At 38.8% G+C, this 22,640-nt stretch carries 18 protein-coding genes; 9 read left to right on the top strand and 9 right to left on the bottom strand.

The window, feature by feature from the left end:
- Positions 1-45 precede the first annotated feature (45 nt).
- The gene (locus WA249_RS01335; RefSeq protein WP_336166055.1) at positions 46-909 is read right to left on the bottom strand and encodes a hypothetical protein; all 864 of its coding nucleotides are present in this window, start codon (positions 907-909) and stop codon (positions 46-48) included.
- A gap of 322 nt (positions 910-1,231) precedes the next feature.
- Between WA249_RS01335 and WA249_RS01330 the strand changes: the two genes are divergently transcribed.
- Complete coding sequence (locus WA249_RS01330) at positions 1,232-1,804, top strand: TetR/AcrR family transcriptional regulator (RefSeq protein ID WP_336166054.1); 573 nt, start codon at positions 1,232-1,234, stop codon at positions 1,802-1,804.
- A 274-nt stretch (positions 1,805-2,078) separates the two neighbouring features.
- Here WA249_RS01330 and WA249_RS01325 read toward each other — a convergent pair whose 3' ends face one another.
- The 5 genes from WA249_RS01325 to WA249_RS01305 form a co-directional block, all read right to left on the bottom strand.
- The gene (locus WA249_RS01325) at positions 2,079-2,639 is read right to left on the bottom strand and encodes a TetR/AcrR family transcriptional regulator (RefSeq protein ID WP_336166053.1); all 561 of its coding nucleotides are present in this window, start codon (positions 2,637-2,639) and stop codon (positions 2,079-2,081) included.
- Positions 2,640-3,252: 613 nt separating this feature from the next.
- The gene (locus WA249_RS01320) at positions 3,253-5,307 is read right to left on the bottom strand and encodes a bifunctional diguanylate cyclase/phosphodiesterase (RefSeq protein ID WP_336166052.1); all 2,055 of its coding nucleotides are present in this window, start codon (positions 5,305-5,307) and stop codon (positions 3,253-3,255) included.
- 333 nt (positions 5,308-5,640) lie between these two features.
- Positions 5,641-6,657, bottom strand: a complete 1,017-nt coding sequence (gene ilvC, locus WA249_RS01315; protein WP_004794656.1) for a ketol-acid reductoisomerase — start codon at positions 6,655-6,657, stop codon at positions 5,641-5,643.
- Between the two features lie 31 nt (positions 6,658-6,688).
- On the bottom strand, positions 6,689-7,180 hold the full coding sequence (gene ilvN / locus WA249_RS01310) for an acetolactate synthase small subunit (RefSeq protein ID WP_001215920.1): 492 nt from the start codon (positions 7,178-7,180) through the stop codon (positions 6,689-6,691).
- Positions 7,180-8,904, bottom strand: coding sequence for an acetolactate synthase 3 large subunit (locus WA249_RS01305; RefSeq protein WP_336166051.1), 1,725 nt, complete (start codon positions 8,902-8,904; stop codon positions 7,180-7,182). The genes ilvN and WA249_RS01305 overlap by 1 nt, the downstream gene beginning before the upstream one ends.
- Positions 8,905-9,408: 504 nt before the next feature.
- Here WA249_RS01305 and WA249_RS01300 point away from each other — a divergent pair.
- The 7 genes from WA249_RS01300 (at position 9,409) to WA249_RS01270 (ending at position 18,975) form a co-directional block, all read left to right on the top strand.
- Positions 9,409-9,756, top strand: a complete 348-nt coding sequence (locus WA249_RS01300; protein ID WP_336166050.1) for a DUF4124 domain-containing protein — start codon at positions 9,409-9,411, stop codon at positions 9,754-9,756.
- A 187-nt stretch (positions 9,757-9,943) separates the two neighbouring features.
- Complete coding sequence (leuS, locus tag WA249_RS01295; protein ID WP_336166048.1) at positions 9,944-12,568, top strand: leucine--tRNA ligase; 2,625 nt, start codon at positions 9,944-9,946, stop codon at positions 12,566-12,568.
- A 27-nt stretch (positions 12,569-12,595) separates the two neighbouring features.
- Positions 12,596-13,105 carry an LPS-assembly lipoprotein LptE gene (locus WA249_RS01290; protein WP_003654946.1) on the top strand — a complete coding sequence of 170 codons (510 nt, stop codon included), beginning with the start codon at positions 12,596-12,598 and terminating at the stop codon, positions 13,103-13,105.
- Between the two features lie 18 nt (positions 13,106-13,123).
- The gene (gene holA / locus WA249_RS01285; protein WP_133747638.1) at positions 13,124-14,113 is read left to right on the top strand and encodes a DNA polymerase III subunit delta; all 990 of its coding nucleotides are present in this window, start codon (positions 13,124-13,126) and stop codon (positions 14,111-14,113) included.
- A gap of 107 nt (positions 14,114-14,220) precedes the next feature.
- A complete protein-coding gene (locus WA249_RS01280) occupies positions 14,221-15,561 on the top strand; it encodes a MacA family efflux pump subunit (protein WP_336166047.1) in 1,341 nt (446 codons plus the stop codon).
- Positions 15,562-15,563: 2 nt separating this feature from the next.
- Positions 15,564-17,558, top strand: a complete 1,995-nt coding sequence (locus WA249_RS01275; RefSeq protein ID WP_336166046.1) for a MacB family efflux pump subunit — start codon at positions 15,564-15,566, stop codon at positions 17,556-17,558.
- A gap of 22 nt (positions 17,559-17,580) precedes the next feature.
- Entirely contained in the window at positions 17,581-18,975 is a 1,395-nt protein-coding gene (locus WA249_RS01270) for an efflux transporter outer membrane subunit (RefSeq protein ID WP_336166125.1), read from the top strand.
- Between the two features lie 69 nt (positions 18,976-19,044).
- On the opposite strand, the gene WA249_RS01265 is transcribed toward WA249_RS01270, so the two are convergent.
- The 3 genes from WA249_RS01265 to orn form a co-directional block, all read right to left on the bottom strand.
- Entirely contained in the window at positions 19,045-19,848 is an 804-nt protein-coding gene (locus WA249_RS01265; protein ID WP_003654938.1) for an enoyl-ACP reductase FabI, read from the bottom strand.
- Between the two features lie 138 nt (positions 19,849-19,986).
- A complete protein-coding gene (locus WA249_RS01260; RefSeq protein ID WP_336166045.1) occupies positions 19,987-20,718 on the bottom strand; it encodes a Bax inhibitor-1/YccA family protein in 732 nt (243 codons plus the stop codon).
- A gap of 154 nt (positions 20,719-20,872) precedes the next feature.
- Positions 20,873-21,439, bottom strand: a complete 567-nt coding sequence (orn, locus tag WA249_RS01255; protein WP_004794671.1) for an oligoribonuclease — start codon at positions 21,437-21,439, stop codon at positions 20,873-20,875.
- A 124-nt stretch (positions 21,440-21,563) separates the two neighbouring features.
- Here orn and rsgA point away from each other — a divergent pair, with 124 nt between their 5' ends.
- Positions 21,564-22,625: a ribosome small subunit-dependent GTPase A gene (gene rsgA / locus WA249_RS01250; RefSeq protein WP_336166044.1), complete on the top strand. Its 1,062-nt coding sequence runs from the start codon at positions 21,564-21,566 to the stop codon at positions 22,623-22,625.
- Positions 22,626-22,640 lie beyond the last annotated feature (15 nt).

The following is a 22,640-nucleotide window of genomic DNA, read 5'->3' as shown; positions in this document are numbered from 1 at the left end:
CCCATCCGATTGTGGATGGGCTTTCTTAGGACTTAGCAGAATATCTTATGCGAGTTTCTTTTCTTCAATAAATTGGACATCGGCAATTTGTACGTCCCAGAACTCATTCCATAAAGCACAATAATCAATACATAGCTTAGTTAAGCCTTCATAGTCATCTTTGGTAATTGCTTGTGCTAACGCAAACCAAAGATCATCCTGATGATCATCATCAGCCGCCTCAGACGTTTCATCAGTAGATACACCATGCACATGGTAATATCCACCACCTTCAACATCGATATTCACAAATTTAGTCGCTTGGCGTAATGGAGGGCTAAAAAGAATAACCTCTTCCTCTGCAACAGCTAATAATGCTACTACATTGATATAACTGTCATAAGACGATTCTAAAAAGGATCTCACCTGATCGGCAGCTTTTGAGGGTTTATAATTACGACGATCAAGCTCAGTTAAGCCATAATCATTAAGTAAATCTTCATACAATGGATAATGAGCATATTCGGGATTCCCCAAATAATAATCATCTTTACCTAATCCTGGTCTAAAACCGAATTCATCAAGTATATTTAAACTTAATAATACCCGTGGAAACATTTTAGCTCCAGAATGGAGTTTTGGTTCCAGTTGTTTCGTTTGAAACTGCGCTTGTAATAAAGCATCAGTAAAAATCTGCACAATCGCATGACGATATTCTAAATGAATATGAGTTAAAGTATTCTTATCTAGATATCCATGATTTAACATTTCAATTGCTGGATGTTTACAAACTGGTAAGTCTGCGATTTTATTTCTTAACTGCTTGAGAAAATTTAAATTTTCTTCCCATTGTTGTGCAGGAATACTATTTCTCATCCCCTGCAACGCTTTTTCTCTTGGATTATTAAAGTCTTCAAATTTTTTTGACATAATCATTCTCAATAAAAAGTTTTTTCTTATAGTTAAGTTGGGGATTCCCTTTATTTCAATTTGCATTCAATTGCTAAAATAAAATCCATATACCCATCCTTAACAAGCTGATATTATGTCTATTAACTCAACAAATCAATGGATTAATTAATAATATTTAAAAAAGTAAATTATTGCCAACTAAACACATAAAATATTATTTTTAAGATTAACCAAACTATTGAATAAATATAGTTTTTTTTATATTATAAAATAAGTTTTATTTAAGCTTTAAAACATACAATAGCAAAGTTAATCAAAAATATTCGCGACGGTGCACCCGATGACAAAAAGAGAAAATATTATAACAACAGCAACAACCCTTTTTAACCAAAAAAGCTATACATCTGTTGGTGTTGATAAGATTATTGCTGAGTCCAATGTTGCAAAAATGACTTTTTATAAGTACTTTTCTTCTAAAGAGAGTTTAATTGAAGTCTGTCTGCATGAAAGAAATTTAGAAATCCAATCTTCGATATTTAAGAAAATTAATAATATTAACAATCCGTTAATTAAACTTAAAAACATTTTCAATTGGTATATAGACTGGATTAATACAGATGATTTCAATGGTTGTTTATTTAAAAAAGCGACCATTGAGGTTCTACAATTGTATCCGTCTGTTAAAGCTCAAGTTAATGAATATCGAGAGTGGGTTTACAAATTGGTTTTCTCAACATTTCTAGAATTAGAAATCAAAGATGCCCATACGCTTACCAGTCTTTTTCTTAATATTATTGATGGCATCATTATTGATGGCACAATAAATAAAACAAAAATTAATTCTGAACAAACATGGTCTTATATAAACAAACTTATTAATTTTGAAGCAACCCAAGCGTATGCAGCCGCTTAACATATCAATTTAATAATTTTTAGGTGTTTTGTAGAAGAATTAAAATATTATTAAAAAATGAGTAGAGCATGAATTACAGCTCTACTGATAAAATTTATTTAACTTATTTCTACAACCCTATAAAAGTAAAGCCCTTGCTAGCTTAAACGCATGAGCTGCTCTCAGCTTTTTCCATTTTAATTTTAGAGCTTATATATATTTGAGTAGTTTCAATAAGAGATTTATTAAGAACAACTATATTTTCACTGCGTATAACCATAAACTTTATATATTATTAATGCATAGCAATATTCTTTAAAATATACTCCAATAACACATCTCTATCATCCACACTATTTTCACCTAAAAGCTGAACCATAGCCCCATCCACCACAAATAAAAACATGTGTGCATCTTCTTTTGGGGCCTCTGAGTTCTTTGTTAAAAGAAGTCTATAAATCTCGCTAATGAGCCAGTTTCTGTACTCAACCACTACTTGATAGGCCTTTGGGTAAAGCTTTTCAATTTCAAAAATAGCTTTAAATAGCAGATGATAAAGGCCTTCTAAATCTGCATGTAAGAAGTAAATTTTGCGGAGTTTTTCAATTACGGTTAATTCTTTCTGAACATAGATGATTGAAAGCACCTCTTGTTTTAAACCATCCTTTTGAAAGGTTAAGCTCATTTCAATGAGTCTTTCTTTTGAGTGAAAGTAATTATAAAAGGTAGCTTTGGGGAGTTTTGCTGCTTCAATAATTCGGTCCACCCCGACTTTGTGAAAACCATAATTATTAAAGAGATATCTTGCAGAATGAAGCACGCTTAAAGCACGAAATGGGAGATCTAAATGTTGCATAGTTTTACCGTTATAAAAATAAGTTCTTGTTATGTCTCAATGAGATAAAACTGCCTAGGCTCTTGTTTTAAGCAAAAAAAGGCATGCAAAGGCCCTCGAAAGACTTACTCAGCGCATCTCAAGTTTTATTGTTGATATGATTTTTTTGGTCGTGACGAGCTAATGCTTGAAAACCCAAAGGTCATCAAACCACGCTATAGACTAGTCTGGAGGTATAAAAATAGAATGCATAGCCAACTCCTTTATATGGGGAGTTCTGCCAAAGCATTAATCAAGAATTATGGTGGCAGAACGAAAGAGGGTTGACAGACTGGTACGACGCCAGCACACCCGAGGGTGTCCCTCTCCCGTCCTACCGCTACGGGAGGGAACGAGGAGCTTACACACAGAACTATCCCTCAGACGGAATAACTCTGATGCGGTCGTATGTGGTCTGTCAAAACCACCTGGCAATGTAGGCCAGCTTGCAAAGGATAATCTGAGAGTTTACAGGTGTCAATGTAGCTTTTATGACAATATTTTAAATTTCTTATTGTTTTTCAATTGAATAACTAAAATATTATTTTAGTTATTATATAAATTGGTATTTTTATAATTTAACTTAATTTTTAGTTTAAGCAAAATGAGCGCCTTGAGACTCAATGAGTTGATCAACCTGAACAGGCATTCCCAATAAATAACCCTGAAATTGCTGACATCCTAAACGGGTTAAAATCTCAACTTGCTGCTGAGTTTCTACCCCTTCTGCCGTTACGGTTAAACCTAACTTTTTAGCTAAATGAATAATACTTTCTAGTATAACTTCTTCTTTTGAGCCCGGTTTTAAATCAACTATAAAACCACGGTCAATTTTCAATTCATCTACAGGCAAATCTTTTAAATATAAGAAGCTCGAATGCCCTGTTCCGAAATCATCAATGGCAACACGAATTCCCATGTCACGTAACCGCTCACAAGCTCGGATACTCAAGTCTATATGCCGCATTGCAGTTGATTCAGTAATCTCAACAATTAAGTGGTGAGGTTGAATTTGATATTTTTTTAATAATGCTTCGAGCGTACTAAATAACTTTTTATTTTCAAATTGTAGTGCCGATAAGTTCACAGCGACTGGATAAAATGGTGTGTTACTGCGCTCCCACTCCTGAATTTGCAGGCAAGCTTGCTCAAGCGCCCAATATCCCATTGGAATGATCAAACCTGTTTTTTCTGCACCTTCAATGAACATATGCGGAGTAAGTATGCCTAACGCTGGATGCTTCCAACGGATTAAGGCTTCAACTCCACAAACTTCAAGATTCGTATTAAATTTAGGTTGGTAATATAAGATGAACTGTTTTTCTTCTACAGCTTTATAAAGATCATTGATCAGTTTTGACTGACTTCTCGTTTCTTGTTGATGGGTTGAATAACTAAAAATGGTATATGTATTTCTACCTTGTTCTTTGGACATGAGCATGGCGGCATCAGCGTTCATGAGTAAGTCCTGAACATTCTGCCCATGCTCAGGAAAGAGTGCCACGCCCAAACTTGCAGAAATATTAATTTCCTTGCCAGAAATTTGATAACTTTCCTGAATCAGTTGTAAAACCTTCTCAGCCAAAACAACTGCTTCTTCAGTATTTGTATTTTCTGCAATAAGTAAAAACTCATCACCACCGATTCTAAGCAGTTTACATTTTTCATTGAGTTGCCAATGTAAACGGTTCGCCATTTGAATGAGTAATTGATCACCGACATGATGCCCGAACGCGTCATTCACCGATTTAAATCGGTCTAAATCAATATATAAAAAAGCAATTTTCTGGTCTTTATATCGATGATCTGAAATTAATACCTCAGCATAATCAACTAAGTAAAGGCGGTTTGGCAATTTAGTTAAATTGTCTTGTATAGAGAGATTAGCTAATTCTTTATTTGCCTTACGTAACTCTAAGTTTTGTTGAGTGAGCCGCTGCTCCAACATCGCAACAATAAAACTTGCGACCAGTACCAGACACGTGACTAAAATAATCGTAAATAATAATAAGTCATGCTCTGCCTGATATTGGCTAATAAATTTATCAGTAATATTTGTCGCAATCAGCGCCGTATAATGCATTCCCATAATACTTAAGGTCATCATAACCGAAAATGCGATTTTTAAAGTTAGACGATGACGTTCGGTATCTTTTAATTTATAGGCCAATAAAAATGCCAACCCTGAACCGCTCATCGCAATTAATATAGAAAATAGTAACAAGAAAGAGGTGTAGTCTTTTTTATAGACATTAATATTCCAGCCCAACATACTAATGTAATATGAAGCTGAAATTCCAATTCCCATAATAATAGAGCTTAAAATAAGCCGGAATAAAGGTAGGGTAAAACGTGAAGTCAACCACATGGCGACGCACGATAACAGAGCACTAATAGCAAAAGAAACAGTAATCAAAGGAATATTCGAGTTGACTGTTTCAAACAGATGATAAGCTTGTATCCCGGCAATATGAATAACACTAATTGCAGTCGCTAAAAATAAACCATTGATAAATAAAATAAAAAACTCAAATTTCTTATAGGCTTTTTTGAATATTAATTGCTCCATGGAAATCACGAGATAACAAATGAAGCCAGCTGCAAAAAAAGAGCCGACGATCAATGTGCTATCGTAATCAACATGACCCATAGTGGACTTCCATGATTATTCAATACTTTTTTTTATTTTGTTCAACTCATTGCCCAAAATACAATTAAAAATTAAACACGTTAAAAAAATTTTAGTAAATTTGACTTTTTAGCCAGTTATAAACAATAACACTATCTATCTTTTGGTCAAGTATTTTTTACTTTATAAATCAATAGAGTAACTAAAAATTAAGCAGCCAATTATATGAAAAATATAGAATTTATTTAATCTAGTCAAGTTCACTGACTCGCTCTTTTCATATTCAAATAAAAACAGTATAAAAAAGAACCCTGCTTAGTAGCAGGGTTCTTTTGAAGCTTTAGAAAAAGAAAATTAGTTCTTTTCTTTGTCTACGATTTTGTTCGCTTGAATCCAAGGCATCATCGCACGCAACTTATTACCAGTTACTTCAATACCATGCGCAGCATTTTGACGACGACGAGCAGTCATAGATGGGTAGTTTAATGCACCCTCTTGAATGAACATCTTCGCGTATTCGCCAGATTGAATACGTTTCAACGCATTACGCATTGCTTCACGAGACTGTTCGTTAATTACTTCAGTACCAGTTACATATTCACCATACTCAGCATTGTTAGATACTGAGTAGTTCATGTCAGCGATACCGCCTTCGAACATCAAGTCAACGATCAATTTAAGTTCGTGTAAACATTCGAAGTAAGCCATTTCTGGTGCATAACCAGCTTCAACTAAAGTTTCGAAGCCCATTTTCACGAGTTCAACTGCACCACCACAAAGAACTGCTTGCTCACCGAATAAGTCAGTTTCAGTTTCTTCACGGAATGAAGTTTCGATAATACCAGTACGGCCACCACCTACGCCTGAAGCATAAGAAAGAGCAACGTTACGTGCATTACCAGAAGCATCTTGGTGAATTGCGATAAGGTCAGGAACACCTGAACCACGTTGGTATTCAGAACGAACTGTGTGACCAGGTGCTTTAGGAGCAACCATGATTACATCTAAGTCTTTACGTGGAACAACTTGGTTATAAAGAATTGAGAAACCATGAGCAAATGCAAGAGTTGCACCTTCTTTGATGTTCGGCTCAATCACGTCACGGTAAAGTTGTGATTGGAATTCATCTGGAGTCAAAATCATTACGAGGTCAGCTTGCTTAACAGCAGCAGGTACTTCTGCAACTTTAAGACCAGCATTTTCAGCTTTCTTCCAAGAAGCTGAACCTGCACGTAAACCTACAGTTACGTCTACGCCTGAGTCTTTAAGGTTAAGTGCATGAGCATGACCTTGAGAGCCGTAACCAACAATCGCTACTTTTTTGCCTTGGATGATTGATAAGTCACAGTCTTTATCGTAAAAAATTTGCATTTGTGTTCTCCGCTAAAATACTTTTAAAAAATTAAATGGCTAATACTTTTTCGCCACGGGCGATACCAGATACACCTGAACGAACGACTTCTAGAATAGTGTTTTCTGCAAGCGCATCGATAAAACCATCTAATTTTTCAGTTGTCCCTGCTATTTGAATGGTATAGGTAGTTGGTGTCACGTCTACAATTTGCGCACGGAAAATATCCGCTGTTCGCTTAATTTCAGCACGTGAAGCACCTAACGCTTTTACTTTAATCAACATCAGTTCACGCTCAATGTGCGAACCTTCTGATAAATCTACTACTTTTACAACTTCAACAAGTTTGTTGAGCTGCTTTGTAATCTGTTCAATCTTATGGTCATCGCCATAAGTGGTTAACGTCAAACGTGATAACGTTGGGTCTTCGGTTGGAGCTACATTCAACGTCTCAATGTTATAGTTACGTTGACTGAATAAACCCACCAAACGAGAAAGCGCACCAGCTTCGTTTTCAACGAGTACAGAAATAATATGTCTCATTATGTACGCTCCCCTTTACCTAACCACATATCCTTCATGGACTGACCTGCGATCAGCATTGGATAAACATGTTCTGTACGATCAACCATGACATTAATGAATACACATTTATCATTAATCGCCATTGCTTCAGCAAGCTTCGACTCTAGTTCATCAGCATGATCAATTTGAATGCCAACATGACCATAAGCTTCCATTAACTTGCCAAAGTCAGGTAATGATTCAACATATGAGCTTGAGTGACGACCTTCATAGTTCATATCTTGCCACTGCTTAACCATACCTAAAGCACGGTTATTCAAGCACAAGATCTTCACATTCATACCGTATTGCTTACAAGTTGAAAGCTCCTGAATACACATCTGAATGGAAGCTTCACCGGTAATACAAACGACTTGTTGATCTGGGAAAGCTAACTTGGCTGCCATTGCATAAGGTAAACCTACGCCCATGGTGCCTAATCCACCTGAGTTAATCCATTGACGTGGACGTTTGTACTTGTAATACAACGCACCAAACATTTGGTGTTGCCCCACATCCGAAGTAATGATGGCATCACCATTAGTCGCTTTATATAAAGCTTCAACAACTTGCTGTGGCTTCATTGTGCCATCAGCTAGTGTTTCATACTTCAAGCCATGAACTTTACGCCATTCATTAATCTGATCCCACCATGCAGCAATTGCTTCAGGGTTAGGCTTAGACACATTCAATTGTTTCAATTGCGTCAACATTTCCTGAAGTACAGGCTCAACCGCCCCTACAATTGGAATGTGCGCCATGATCGTTTTTGAAATGCTCGCCGGATCAATATCAACATGAATAACTTTTGCATTCACACAGAATTTTGCAGGATTATTGGTTACTCGGTCATCAAAACGAGCACCAATTGCAAGAATGACGTCAGCATTATGCATCGCCATGTTTGCTTCATAAGTACCGTGCATTCCCAACATGCCCACGAACTGTGGATCATCGCCAGGGAAGCCTCCAAGGCCCATAAGTGTATTTGTCACTGGGTAGCCCAACAAATGAGCGAGTTCAGTCAATAATGCTGATGCATTACCTTGAACAACACCACCACCTGTATAAATTACAGGGCGTTTTGCACTTAAAAGCTCATCAATCGCTTTGCGAATTTGACCAGAATGACCGCGTGAAGGTGGTTGATAAGAACGCATCTTCACTTTTTCAGGATATTCGTACGCAAATTTTTCTGCAGGATTTGTCGCATCTTTCGGAATATCGACTACAACTGGGCCAGGACGACCACTTGATGCGATATAAAATGCTTTTTTGATAATTGCAGGAATTTCACTTGCGTGACGAACTTGGAAGCTGTGTTTCACGATAGGGCGTGAAATACCCACCATATCAGTTTCTTGGAAAGCGTCTTCACCAATAAGATGTGATGCAACTTGGCCAGACAAAATCACCATTGGGATTGAGTCCATATAAGCTGTTGCAATTGGAGTCACAGTATTAGTTGCGCCAGGTCCAGAAGTGACCAGTACTACGCCAGTCTTACCTGTAGCACGCGAGTAAGCATCTGCCATATGACCAGCAGCTTGTTCATGACGTACGAGGTAATGATTAATTTTGTCTTGTTGAAATAGCGCATCATAAATATGTAATACAGCGCCGCCTGGATAACCAAAAACATGTTCAACGCCTTCGTCCGCAAGAGCACGAACGAGCATTTCACCACCAGATAAAAGTTCCAACGTGATTCACCCTAAAATCTTTATCACTATTTATGGAAGGCACAAATAGTGTTTCATTCATTGAATTGTCTGCACTGTTATAGCACACATATTGTCTAGTTTTCGTTGCAATAGAAAAATTTCTGTTTTTCAGCCGTATAAGCTTTTTTAACATTAATAAAGCATGTCTGGATATACATACTTTAAGTAAAATCAATCTCTCGGCTAGAGAGAATGTCTATTACAAAACATGACGGTTATTCGAAGGGTGATCAAATAATCGCATATAAAACTAAAGGAGCATTTTTGTTGTTTAATTCACTAAAGTCAAGATTAAAGAAAAGGTTTTTCCATAAAAAAAATTAGCTGCTTCTTTTTTAATCTAAAATTAAATCGTAAATTTGGTAGCTCTCCCCCCTATTTATTAAAAATAATTATTCTTTTTTATATAAAACCATGCATTGTAAATTGCTTATTTATGAACTTTATTTAAATATAGTCAGCTTTCTTTGGGGAAGATCTAATATGAATTTATCTTATTTAAAAACAAGCTTATATATAGCAGTTACAACAGCGACTCTAGTTTGCTCAAGCCAAAGTCAGGCACAGCAATATTATAAATGGATGGATAAAAGTGGCTCTACACATTACACCACGACTCCCCCACCTAAGAGTGCAAAACATTTGAACAAAGTTTCAACTTACGGCAGCCAGTCATCCGTAAAAAATTCGACACCCGCCCCAGAACAACAACCTCAAGATAAAAAAGATCAAGTAGTGCAAGAGGCAACTAACATCGCACAGGAAAAAAATGCACCCACAGTAGCAGTTCCACCTGCTACATCTGCCCCATCCGCTACAACACCGCGATAAGTAAAATGAGAGTGATGAATATTTTCATCACTCTTCTACTATTTAAAATAAAGAAGAATAGATTGAGAAATATTTATTGCTCATATTAAAAGATAAAATCCTGATCTAAAAACTGACATTTCCCCTTATTTTGCGCTATGCTGTGCAGCAATCTTTCATTTCAATTTTCGTTGTATAGCTTACGTCTATGACTATTTCTCACATTGACCCCGAATATCAAGCAAACACGATTGAACCATCAGTTCAACAAGATTGGGAAAATCGTAAAGTCTTTAAAGTTGCCGACACTGTCGAAGGTAAACATCGCTACATCCTGTCAATGTTTCCTTACCCAAGCGGCAAGCTGCATATGGGGCATGTGCGTAACTATACAATTGGCGATGTAATTAGCCGTTTTTACCGTTTGAAAGGTGAAACAGTGCTACAACCTATGGGTTGGGATGCATTCGGTTTACCTGCGGAAAACGCAGCAATTGCCCATAAAGTTGCTCCGGCAAAATGGACATTTGAAAACATCGCTTACATGCGTGACCAATTAAAAAAATTAGGTCTGTCTGTAGACTGGGATCGTGAATTCGCAACTTGTACACCAGAGTACTATCACTGGGAACAATGGTTATTTGTTCAGCTTTATAAAAAAGGCCTGATCTACCGTAAACTCTCAACAGTAAACTGGGATCCAGTTGACCAAACAGTTTTGGCAAACGAACAAGTTGAAAATGGTCGTGGTTGGCGCTCAGGTGCATTGGTAGAAAAACGCGATATTCCAATGTACTACTTCCGTATTACGGACTATGCACAAGAATTATTAGACGACCTAGACACCTTACAAGATGGCTGGCCTCAACAAGTATTGACCATGCAACGTAACTGGATTGGTCGCTCTACAGGTATGGAAATTACTTTCCCGTCGAGCAATACTGAAGTCTATGCAGATGCATTAACAGTTTATACAACTCGTGCTGACACTCTAATGGGTGTGACATACGTTGCTGTTGCAGCAGAACACCCTCTTGCGCTTAAAGCTGCTGAAAATAACCCTGAATTGGCTGCATTTATCGAAGAATGCCGTATGGGTTCAGTTGCAGAAGCTGACTTGGCGACAGCTGAGAAAAAAGGTATGGCAACAGGCTTGTTTGTAAAACATCCTGTAACTGGTGAAGAACTTCCTGTCTGGATCGCAAACTACGTATTAATGTCTTATGGTTCTGGCGCAGTAATGGCGGTACCAGCACATGACGAACGTGATTTTGAATTTGCTAACAAGTTCAATTTGCCAATTAAGCAAGTGATTGATGCCAAAGGTGCTGACGATGCAGACTACTCTGCAACAGAGTGGCAAGAATGGTACGGTTCTAAAGAAGGTAAACTTGTTAATTCTGGTGAGTTTGACGGCTTAGAATTTCAAGCGGCTTTTGATGCTTTCCTTACAAAATTAGAACCACACAATTTAGCAAATTCTAAAGTTCAATTCCGTTTACGTGACTGGGGTGTTTCTCGTCAACGTTACTGGGGTTGTCCAATTCCAATGATCAATTGTGATACTTGTGGTCAAGTCACAGTTCCAGAAGACCAGCTTCCAGTTGTATTACCAACAGATGTTGTACCAGATGGCTCAGGCAATCCACTTAACAAAATGCCTGAATTCTATGAAACTAAATGTCCTTGTTGTGGCGGCGATGCACGTCGTGAAACAGATACTTTAGATACTTTCGTAGAGTCATCTTGGTACTACGCACGCTATGCTTCTCCAGACTTTACTGGTGGCTTGGTTAAACCTGAAGCTGCTCAAAACTGGCTTCCTGTGAACCAATACATTGGTGGTGTTGAGCACGCAATTCTTCACTTACTTTATGCACGTTTCTTCCACAAATTAATGCGTGACGAAGGCGTTGTACAAGGTAATGAGCCATTTACCAACTTGTTAACGCAAGGCATGGTGCTTGCAGATACGTTCTACCGTGAAGCAGAAAATGGTAAGAAAACTTGGTTTAACCCAGCTGATATTGAGCTAGAGCGTGATGAAAAAGGTCGTATTCTTTCTGCAAAATATTCAGGTGACGGCCAAGAAGTTGTAATCGGCGGACAAGAGAAAATGTCTAAGTCGAAAAACAACGGTATCGATCCACAAGCGATTATTGATCAATACGGTGCAGATACTGCTCGTGTATTCATGATGTTCGCTGCACCACCAGATCAATCTTTAGAATGGTCTGATGCAGGTGTTGAAGGAGCAAACCGTTTCTTGAAACGTGTATGGCGCCTTGTAGCTGGCTTCCTTGAAAAAGGCAACTCAGCTTCTACGATCGATGCAGCTAATTTGTCTAAAGATGCTCAAGATTTACGTCGCAAAACACACGAAACCATTCAAAAAGTAAGTGATGATATTGAACGTCGTCATGCATTCAATACTGCGATTGCTGCTTTAATGGAGTTGTTAAATGCGAGCAACAAGTTTGAAGCAAAAGATGACAATGATATTGCTGTAGAACGTGAAGCGATCACAACACTTTTAACTTTGCTCGAACCTTTTGCACCGCATTTAAGCCAAACTTTATTGGCTCAATTTGGCACAGATGTTACGGCAGCAACTTTCCCTGAAGTGGATGCTTCTGCGTTAACACGTAATACGCAAACGATTGTTGTACAGGTTAACGGTAAACTTCGCGGTAAACTTGAAGTTTCTGTTGATATTTCAAAGGAAGATCTATTAGCTCAAGCTAAAGCTCTACCAGAAGTTCAACAATTCTTAACCGGACCAACAAAAAAAGAAATTGTGGTTCCAAATAAACTCGTTAACCTCGTGGTTTAATTAAAGTTATTAATGAGAGGATCAAGCATGCACTTAGCCAAACGTTTAGCCGCTGTTGTTTTAACCTTAGGCCTTAGTGCAGGCTTAGTCGGGTGTGGATTTCACTTAAAAGGAACCAACCCGACTGCGACTCCGCTTGTTTATAAAAAGTTAAGCCTTGAGTTACCAGCTAAAACTGATGATTTGGAAACGCAGTTAAAAGTTTATTTGGCTGCTAATGGTGTTCAATTCAGTAATGATAATGATGCCTATGTACTCCGTGTTTTAGAGTACACGCCACGTCGTCAGCTTTTAAATGGAAAACTAACAGAAGTATTATTACGCTTAACTGTAACCTTCCAGATTGAAGATCGTCAGGGTAATAAAATTACTGAACCACGTTCGTTAACTGCATCTCGTAGTTATCAATATGACTTGGCAACAGTCAACACTGAAAATCAGCAAGAAAGTTACTTACAACGTATTGTAATTGATGATATTGCACAACAGATTACTCGTCAGATTTCAGCAAATCGTTTACCAAAAGCTCAGCCTTAATCTGTATTTTTGCCAGCAATGAAAATTGACTATTTACAAGCCTTAAAACGTACTCCAGAAGCTCGGGGTGCGTGGATTTTGCATGGGCAAGAGCCTTTATTAGAACAAAATTTATTAGATGCTTTTCGCAAAAGCTGGCAACAACAAGAAGTTGAAAGACAGCGTTATGACATTAGTAGCGTAAGCGACTGGAAAAATGTCTTTAATGCACTTAATAGCTTATCTTTATTTTCTCAGCAGCTTGCTATTGAAGTACACGGCAATATAAAACCTGATGCGAATGGCTTAAAACAACTTAAAAGTTATATACAACATAATGAACATAACCTGCTCTTAATTGTTTTACCCAAACAAGATAGTAGCAGCTTAAAATCTGCTTTTTTTCAAGTTGTTGAGGCAAATGGGGTTGTAGTTGCCCTAACAGCAAATTACCCACAAGACCGTCAACGTATTTTAAATGTAGAAGCAGAAAAGCTTGAGATCCAGCTCGACAATGATGCTTGGCAATGGTTAATGCAACACCATGAGCACAATTTGCTTGCAGCTAAAAATAGCTTGATGCGTGTAAGAGATACCTTCCCAGACCAAAAACTGATTCAAATTGAACAATTATATGCGTGCCTACAAGATCAATCACGCTATACCACTTATGATTTAAGTGATGCGTTATTAGAAGGTAACCTTGGACAATCTATTAAGATTTTTCAATATTTAATCGCAGCAGGCGAACCAGATAGTCTGATTTTATGGACTTTAAGTAAAGAAATGCGCTTGTTGATGCAATTGTTTGAACAGCCTCATAATGCCTTGCAACTTGGCATCTGGAAAACAAAGGTGGGTTTATATCAACAAGCTTTGAGAAGATTAAATCCACAACAGTTTTTAGGCTGGTCTACCCTTCTATTGCAAATTGATGCAGCAATTAAAGGAATGTCGAACGAAAATGCAGAACATTTAATGCAGCAAGCGATTGCTGAATTATGTGGGAAAACATTATTTATACAGTAATTCGGCTGAATCATTTTTCTTCATTCCTGAAATATCATAAAAATTCACGTTTTATCCTCATTTCGCTTTTATACTAAATTAAATTTTAAACTTTTCGACCTCTCGCCATGCCAAAAATAAAGCCAGTCAAACTTGTTATTATCATCGTCTGTATAGTAATTATCGCTCTATTAGCCTGGAAGTTTTTCAAGCCAAAACAGCAGCAGCCACAATATATTACCGCAGAGGTAACGCGCGGGGATATTGAAAATAATGTACTTGCAACGGGTACACTTGATGCAACCAAACTCATTAGTGTGGGAGCACAGGTATCCGGTCAGGTTAAAAAGATGTATGTACAACTTGGCGACCAGGTTAAGCAAGGTCAACTGATTGCTCAAATTGATTCAACTACCCAAGAAAATAGTTTAAAAACTTCTGATGCGAATATTAAAAATTTAGAAGCACAGCGACTTCAACAGGTTGCTTCTTTGAATGAAAAACAACTCGAATACCGTCGTCAGCAACAGATGTATGCACAAGATGCAACACCACGTGCAGATTTAGAGTCAGCTGAAGCAAGCTATAAAACAGCTCAAGCACAAGTCAAAGCATTAGACGCACAAATTGAGTCTGCGAAAGTCACTCGTTCAACAGCACAAACAAACATTGGCTATACACGTATTCTTGCTCCAACAGATGGTACGGTTGTCGCAATTGTGACGGAAGAAGGACAAACCGTAAACGCGAATCAAAGTGCTCCAACTATCGTTAAAATTGCAAAACTACAAAATATGACGATCAAGGCGCAGGTCAGTGAAGCCGATATCATGAGAGTAGAAAAAGGCCAACAAGTCTACTTTACGACCCTAGGTGATGATAGTAAGCGTTATGCGACGTTACGTCAGATTGAACCTGCTCCAGATTCAATTTCTAGTGAATCAAACAATACAACGAGTTCAACCAGTAGTTCAGCTGTGTACTACAACGCTTTATTTGACGTTCCAAATACGGATGGCAAATTGCGTATTGATATGACTGCACAAGTTTATATCGTATTAGATTCAGCAAAAAATGCCTTACTGGTTCCTTCATCTGCTTTAAGTAGCAAACAATTTTCTGGTCAAAGAAAACCGGGGCAATCAGCAGACAAAGCAGCTTCGACTCCAAGTGCGGAACGAAAGCATCAAGGCAATGGTGCTCGTTTAGAACGCTTAAATTTAACTGCTGAACAAAAACAACTTATTGAACAAGGCAAAGCAACGCTTGGTGTAGTTCGTATTTTACAAGCGGATGGTACGAGTAAACCAACTCAGATCTTGGTGGGTATTAACAACCGTGTAAACGCACAAGTTCTTGCTGGATTAAAACAAGGCGACCAAGTCGTGATCGCTGATAGTTCAGAAAACTCTGCTGCTTCTGCAAATAGTGGTAATAATCGTCGCCGTAGTGGCCCAATGGGAATGTAAGCATGACAAAACAAGCTTTGCTTGAAGTCAGCAATCTGGTCCGGGAATTCCCTGCTGGCGAAAGCACAATACAAATTTTAAAAGGAATTGACCTTACCATTTATGAAGGTGAACTGGTTGCCATTGTCGGTCAGTCTGGTTCGGGTAAGTCAACACTCATGAATATTTTGGGCTGTTTAGACCGCCCTACAAGTGGTAGTTATAAGGTTAGTGGACAAGAGACCGGTAAACTCGAACCAGATCAGCTCGCTCGACTACGCCGTGAATATTTTGGTTTTATTTTCCAGCGCTACCATTTACTGGGTGACTTATCTGCCGAAGGTAACGTTGAGGTCCCAGCTGTTTATGCCGGTGTTACCCCTTCTGAGCGTAAACAACGTGCAACAGCTCTACTGACCGAATTAGGTTTAGGCACTAAAACACTTAATAGACCAAGCCAACTTTCTGGTGGTCAACAGCAACGTGTTTCTATTGCTCGTGCCTTAATGAATGGCGGTGATGTGATCTTAGCCGATGAACCAACAGGTGCACTCGACTCACATAGTGGCGTTGAGGTAATGCGGATTTTGCGTGAACTCAATGCAGCTGGTCACACCATTATTCTGGTTACCCATGATATGCAGGTCGCAAAAAATGCGACTCGTATTATCGAAATTAGTGATGGAGAAATTATTAGTGACCGTCCTAATGTTCCTGATCAAGCAGCAGAACCAGTCAAGTCTGATCCAGATGCTGCTCCAGCATTACAAGGTAAACAGAAAAAAGGCAAAAGTATTTCTGCATGGCGTTCAACTTTAGACCGCCTGTCAGAAGCTTTCCAAATGGCTTTACTGTCTATGAATGCTCATCGCATGCGTACTTTTTTAACCATGCTTGGGATCATTATTGGTATCGCATCTGTTGTTACAGTGGTCGCTCTAGGTAAAGGTTCTCAACAACAAATTTTAAGCAATATTAGCGGCCTCGGCACCAATACGATTACGGTGTTTCAGGGGAAAGGATTTGGTGATAACTCTAAAACAGCCAATTTTAAAACATTGGTGCCTGCTGATGCAGATGCATTAATGACGCAGCCTTATGTGAGTGCGGTCAGTCCAATGGTCAGCACATCCAAAACCATTCGTTATCAACAAAATGAAGCAAACGCGACCATTAACGGTGTGAGTAACGATTATTTCGATGTAAAAGGTCTAGTCTTTAAAGATGGCCAAACTTTTGACCAACGCAGTGTTCGCGATCGTTCACAAGATGTGGTTATTGATACCAATACACAAAAACAATTCTTTAGTGATGGCACTAACCCAATTGGACAAGTGGTGTTACTTGGTAGTGTACCTGCTCGAATTATCGGAATTGTAGAACCGCAAACCAGTGGTATGGGTTCAGATGACACGCTCAATGTATATATGCCTTATACAACCGTAATGAGCCGTATGTTAGGTCAAGCCCATGTCCGCAATATTGTGGTTCGTATTAATGATAAATATTCAACTACAGCCGCAGAAAATGCGATTGTAAACTTATTAACCCAGCGCCATGGTGCACAAGATATTTTCACTATGAACAGTGACAGTATCCGTCAAACCATTGAGAAAACAACCAGTACGATGACTCTTCTGGTTTCAGCAATTGCCGTAATTTCATTGGTCGTTGGCGGTATCGGGGTAATGAATATTATGTTGGTTTCTGTGACTGAACGTACTCAGGAAATTGGTGTGCGTATGGCTGTGGGCGCGAGACAAAGTGATATTTTGCAGCAATTCCTTATTGAGGCAATTTTAGTGTGTTTAATTGGTGGTGTGCTTGGCGTCTTGCTGTCGCTCGGCCTTGGACAACTCATTAATAAATTTGCCGGCGGAAACTTTAGCGTGGCTTATTCAAGCACATCGATTGTTGCAGCCTTTGTGTGTTCAACACTTATTGGTGTGATTTTTGGATTCTTACCAGCCAAGAATGCCGCAAAACTCGACCCTGTGGCAGCACTATCACGAGAATAAGGAAAATTGCATGTCTTTCTCTATGACTAAACTCAGCACAGCACTTCTTCTCACGGGTTCTCTTGTAGGATGTGCAGCTGTAGTAAAAACCCCTTATGAAACACCTTCGGTACAAGTTCCGGGTAGTTTTCAGTATGACACTGCCAAAGCAAAAACAGCATCTGCCGAACAATATGCAGACCGCTGGTGGACACTTTTTGGCGACGCACAGCTTAATCAGCTCGTAAGCAATGTATTAGAACGTAACAGCGATTTAGCAGTTGCCGGCATTGCCTTAAAACAAGCTCGTCTACAAGCTGATCTAACCGCAAATAAACAAGGCTTACGTACCAACTCTAGTGTTTCTACAGGACATTCTTTCGATTTAAATTCGGGAGATGACAGTTCTAAAGGCCTATCAATGAGTGCGGGTGTAAGCTATGAGCTTGACTTGTTTGGTAAGCTTGCACGCCAAACTGAAGCAAGTAAATGGGAAGCTTTAGCGACTGAACAAGATCTACAAGCCACTGGGCAAAGTTTAATTGCAACCACTGCAAAACTCTATTGGCAACTCGGTTATTTAAATGAGCGTTATACAACTGCACAGCAAAGTCTAGCAACATCACAAAAGCTTTATGACTTGGTACAGATTCAATATAAAGCTGGCGCAGTTTCAGGTGTAGATCTGACTCAAGCAGAACAGTCGGTACAAAGCCAAAAAGCAAGCTTAAGTCAAATTGAGCAACAACTGGTTGAAACACGTACTGCTATTGCAGTGCTATTACATGAACCATTGCAACAGTTAAATATTCAAGAGCCTAAACGTTTACCACGCAATGCACTGCCGGCAATTGGTGCGGGCTTACCCGCTGATATTTTATCGCGTCGTCCCGATTTACAAGCCTCTGAGCTTCGTTTAAAAAAGGCACTCGCGACTAAAGATGCAACTAAGGCAAGCTACTATCCATCAATTAGCTTAACCAGTAGTTTGGGTTCAAGCAGCACATCGTTAACGGAGCTATTGCGTAACCCTGCCCTCACGCTTGGGGCAAGTTTGAGCTTACCGTTTTTGCAATATAACGATATGAAGAAAGACATCGCGATTAGCAATCTGGATTATGAAAAAGCGATTATTCAATATCGCCAAACGCTTTATCAGGCTTTTGCTGATGTCGAAAACGCTTTATCGAGTCGAACGGAGTTAGATAAACAAGTAGCGTTACAAGAACGCAATGTTCAGCTTGCAGAAAAAACCGAACGTTTAACCGAAGTCCGTTACCGTTATGGTGCTGTCGCATTAAAAACACTTCTTGATGCCCAGCAAACGACACGTACTGCACGCTTAAGCCTTGTTGAAACTAAACAAAGCCAATACAACGCGTATGTCACCCTCATGCAAGCTTTAGGTGGTTCACCTGTAAAAGAACTTCCTCAATAAGTTGCACCAATTAAAAAAGCCGTAGTCCTTCAACTACGGCTTTTTTTATGGCTAAATAAGTTTTAAAACTTATTCATCATCCATCATAGATTGGCTCATACCTACAGTATTGAAACCAGCATCTACATATAGAATTTCACCAGTAATACCTGAAGCCCATGGCGAGCAAAGGAATAATGCTGCATTACCCACTTCGTCAATAGTCACATTGCGTTTTAACGGAGCAACTTTTTCATTCGCATCTAACATTTTACGGAAAGATTTAATACCAGAAGCAGCTAATGTACGGATTGGACCCGCAGAAATCGCGTTTACACGAATACCGTCAACACCTAAGCTTGATGCCAAGTAACGAACACCCGCTTCTAAAGAAGCTTTTGCCATGCCCATAACGTTATAGTTAGGCATTACACGCTCAGAACCTTGGTAAGTCAAAGTCAATAAACAGCCTTGGCGAGCTTGTAATAATGGTTTTGCAGCACGAGCCATCGCAATAAAGCTGTATGCACTGATGTCATGAGCAACTTTAAAACCGTCACGGTCAGTCACGTCAGTAAAATCACCATCAAGTGTATGTGCAGGAGCAAAGCCAATAGAGTGAACTACGCCATCAAGACCGTCCCAATGTTTTGCAAGTTCTGCAAATGCATTGTCAATTTCACTATCAACTGCTACATCACATGGAAACACAAGCTTAGAACCGAATTGCTCAGCAAATTCATCCACACGTTTTTTTAATTTTTCGTTTGGATAAGTAAACGCAAGCTCTGCACCTTCGCGGTGTAATGCTTGGGCAATACCAAAAGCAATTGATAATTTACTAGCAACGCCTGCAATCAAAAAGCGCTTACCTGCTAAAAGTCCTTGTGTCATGCCGATCTCACTCAAAACAATTTAAAGCATAATGCCAATATTCAGCGGTTTTCGAAATTGCATAATGCATCTTTTTTCAAAAATCGCACGAAAAAAAAGTCGCTCCTCATGAGGAGCGACTTCTAGATGAATATAATCTTAGTCGTCAGATAACAAACCAATCAAACGTAAAAAAGAGATATACATCCAAACTAAGGTTGAGAGTAATGCAATTCCACATAACCACTCCATAAACTTTGGAGCGCGGTAAGCTGCATTTGTTTCAATTAAATCGAAATCTAAAATCAGGTTAAGTGACGCAATCACAGCAATAAATGCAGCAAAGCCAATGCCTAACCAGTTACTTTCAAAAATATAAGGAATGCTTGAACCAAATGCTAAACGCATGATCATCTGCACAATAAATACAAGAAAAATAGCCAAAGACGCAGATATCACAACTGACTTGAATTTTTCAGTTGCACGTACAATCTTGAATTTATATAGACCAAACATGACCAATGTTGTCACAAAAGTTGCAAGTAATGCTTGTAAAGGCACACCTGGGTATTTCATTTGAAAAGTAAAAGAAATACCACCTAAAAATGCACCTTCAAATAGTGCATAAGGAATTGCCAAGGTTGGTGCAGTCGTCGGTTTAAATGTGGCAATTAAAGCTAAAACCAAGCCACCAATTGCGCCAACAATAGCACCTGCATAGGCAATACCAACATTTGCAGTAAAGGCTGCATATAAAAATAAAGCGACACCCACCGCAGCTGCAATGATGGTCAACATAACAGATTTTTGAATCGCACCTTGCACAGTCATCGGTTGACTATAGTCACTGACCGTTTCAACACGCGTCAGTATCGGGTTATTACTTTGCATAAATGCTCTCTTTTTATAATAAAAATTTAAAACATCATTTTAAGCAAAATGAATATGAAAGCCAAATCAAGCGATCGGCATTATTGTAACAATCCCCTTTAAACAATAAAAAAGGAGGCAATAGCCTCCCTTTCATATCACTCGGGCAAAATTATTAATCTTTACCGTCAGTGTTCATGATAAAGAAATATTCACGGTAGTATTTCAACTCAGAAATCGAGTCACGAATATCATCCATTGCCAAATGCGATGCATTCTTTTTCAGACCGCTCATAATTTCAGGGCGCCAGCGTTTTGAGAGTTCTTTTACCGTAGATACATCAAGATTACGATAGTGGAAATACTGCTCTAGTTCAGGCATAAGACGATGTAAGAAACGGCGATCCTGACAGATCGAGTTACCGCACATCGGTGAAACTTTTGGATTAACCCATTTTTTTAGGAATTCTAAAGTCTGTAACTCAGCATCACGAGCGGTTAATTTACTGCGACGAACTCGTTCAACCAACCCAGATTGCCCATGTTGGCGAGTATTCCACTCATCCATTGCATTTAAAATACGGTCAGGCTGATGAACGGCTAAAACCGGACCTTCGGCAAGTACATTTAAATGATCATCTGTAATAATTGTTGCGATTTCAATAATTTGGTCATTATCGGTATCTAAACCGGTCATTTCCAGATCAATCCAAATTAATCGTGTATTTAAAGTACTGCTCATGTATGTACGTTCTAAATGCCGTAAAAACATCAATAGTAGCAAATTTCTTGCATCTGCGCTGTAATTCTATAGCCGCTTCATGCTATTTTTGCCATCTTCAAACAGTGGTTTTTTTGGGATATGAATGGCTTTAATTCGTAAGCGTCGTTTAACTGAACAACAGCAACGTCGTATTGAAAAACAGCACAAAACTCGCCAAGAAGAGGCAGATACTTCACAAGATCTGGACGGACTCGTTGTACAACATTATGGCCGCCAACTCGAAGTACAGGCACTCTCCGTACCTGAGCATCACCCAGAAAAACCTCAAGTTGCCGAAGGAGAGCCAGAACCTTTCTGGAAACCTATCGAGCTCAAAAGCGTATGGCGCTGTCATACTCGCACAAACCTTGAGTTACTTGTGACTGGTGACCGAGTTAAATGGCAGGCTGACCCAAACACGGGTTTAGGCATTATTACTGCTATTCATCCACGTAACTCGTTGCTTACCCGTCCAGACCGTTATCACAAAGTTAAACCAGTTGCAGCAAATATCAGTTTGATTGTAATTGTATTTTCTCCCCTTCCTGAGCCAGCCCCAACATTAATCGATCGTTATTTAGTCGCTTGTGCAGACGCTAACATTCCCGCACTTTTAGTTTTAAATAAATCGGATTTGCTCACTGAAAATGACCCAATTCTTACCCTATTAGAAGAATATAAAACTTTGGGTTATGAGGTGATAATTTGTCAGTCTAAAAAGGGTGATATCTCTGCTTTATCTGAACGTTTAGATGGCGAAACTGTGGCTTTCGTTGGTCAATCGGGTGTAGGAAAAAGCTCTTTAATTAATGTGCTTATTCCAGATGCAGAGCAGAAAACAAATATTATTTCTGAAAACTCTGCACTCGGTCAGCACACAACAACCTCTACACGTTTAATGAATTTCGGTAAAAATGGTGCGTTAATCGATTCACCGGGAATTCGTGAGTTTGGACTTTGGCATCTTGATTTAGAAAAAATTCGTATGGGCTTTCCAGAAATTGAAGCACATTTGGGTTCTTGCCAATTCCGTAATTGCACCCATACTCATGAAAAGAACTGTGGGTTAAAACACGCTGTAGAATCTGGTGAAATTTTACCACGGCGCCTAGATAGCTTTTTGCGTTTAAATGATGAGATTCAAGAAGCACAGCAAAAAAACTAATTTTCTGTCTGCTTT

This window comes from Acinetobacter sp. 161(2023), assembly GCF_037027805.1.
GTDB lineage: Bacteria > Pseudomonadota > Gammaproteobacteria > Pseudomonadales > Moraxellaceae > Acinetobacter.
This window is presented reverse-complemented; position numbering and strand designations above follow the sequence as displayed.

What these genes read in the sequence shown, in the direction of transcription:
- WA249_RS01335 (WP_336166055.1), bottom strand. Translation starts at nt 909, where the DNA reads ATGTCAAAAAAATTTGAAGACTTTAATAATCCAAGAGAAAAAGCGTTG.
- WA249_RS01330 (WP_336166054.1), top strand. Translation starts at nt 1,232, where the DNA reads ATGACAAAAAGAGAAAATATTATAACAACAGCAACAACCCTTTTTAAC.
- WA249_RS01325 (WP_336166053.1), bottom strand. Translation starts at nt 2,639, where the DNA reads ATGCAACATTTAGATCTCCCATTTCGTGCTTTAAGCGTGCTTCATTCT.
- WA249_RS01320 (WP_336166052.1), bottom strand. Translation starts at nt 5,307, where the DNA reads ATGGGTCATGTTGATTACGATAGCACATTGATCGTCGGCTCTTTTTTT.
- ilvC (WP_004794656.1), bottom strand. Translation starts at nt 6,657, where the DNA reads ATGCAAATTTTTTACGATAAAGACTGTGACTTATCAATCATCCAAGGC.
- ilvN (WP_001215920.1), bottom strand. Translation starts at nt 7,180, where the DNA reads ATGAGACATATTATTTCTGTACTCGTTGAAAACGAAGCTGGTGCGCTT.
- WA249_RS01300 (WP_336166050.1), top strand. Translation starts at nt 9,409, where the DNA reads ATGAATTTATCTTATTTAAAAACAAGCTTATATATAGCAGTTACAACA.
- leuS (WP_336166048.1), top strand. Translation starts at nt 9,944, where the DNA reads ATGACTATTTCTCACATTGACCCCGAATATCAAGCAAACACGATTGAA.
- WA249_RS01290 (WP_003654946.1), top strand. Translation starts at nt 12,596, where the DNA reads ATGCACTTAGCCAAACGTTTAGCCGCTGTTGTTTTAACCTTAGGCCTT.
- holA (WP_133747638.1), top strand. Translation starts at nt 13,124, where the DNA reads ATGAAAATTGACTATTTACAAGCCTTAAAACGTACTCCAGAAGCTCGG.
- WA249_RS01280 (WP_336166047.1), top strand. Translation starts at nt 14,221, where the DNA reads ATGCCAAAAATAAAGCCAGTCAAACTTGTTATTATCATCGTCTGTATA.
- WA249_RS01275 (WP_336166046.1), top strand. Translation starts at nt 15,564, where the DNA reads ATGACAAAACAAGCTTTGCTTGAAGTCAGCAATCTGGTCCGGGAATTC.
- WA249_RS01270 (WP_336166125.1), top strand. Translation starts at nt 17,581, where the DNA reads ATGACTAAACTCAGCACAGCACTTCTTCTCACGGGTTCTCTTGTAGGA.
- WA249_RS01265 (WP_003654938.1), bottom strand. Translation starts at nt 19,848, where the DNA reads ATGACACAAGGACTTTTAGCAGGTAAGCGCTTTTTGATTGCAGGCGTT.
- WA249_RS01260 (WP_336166045.1), bottom strand. Translation starts at nt 20,718, where the DNA reads ATGCAAAGTAATAACCCGATACTGACGCGTGTTGAAACGGTCAGTGAC.
- orn (WP_004794671.1), bottom strand. Translation starts at nt 21,439, where the DNA reads ATGAGCAGTACTTTAAATACACGATTAATTTGGATTGATCTGGAAATG.
- rsgA (WP_336166044.1), top strand. Translation starts at nt 21,564, where the DNA reads ATGGCTTTAATTCGTAAGCGTCGTTTAACTGAACAACAGCAACGTCGT.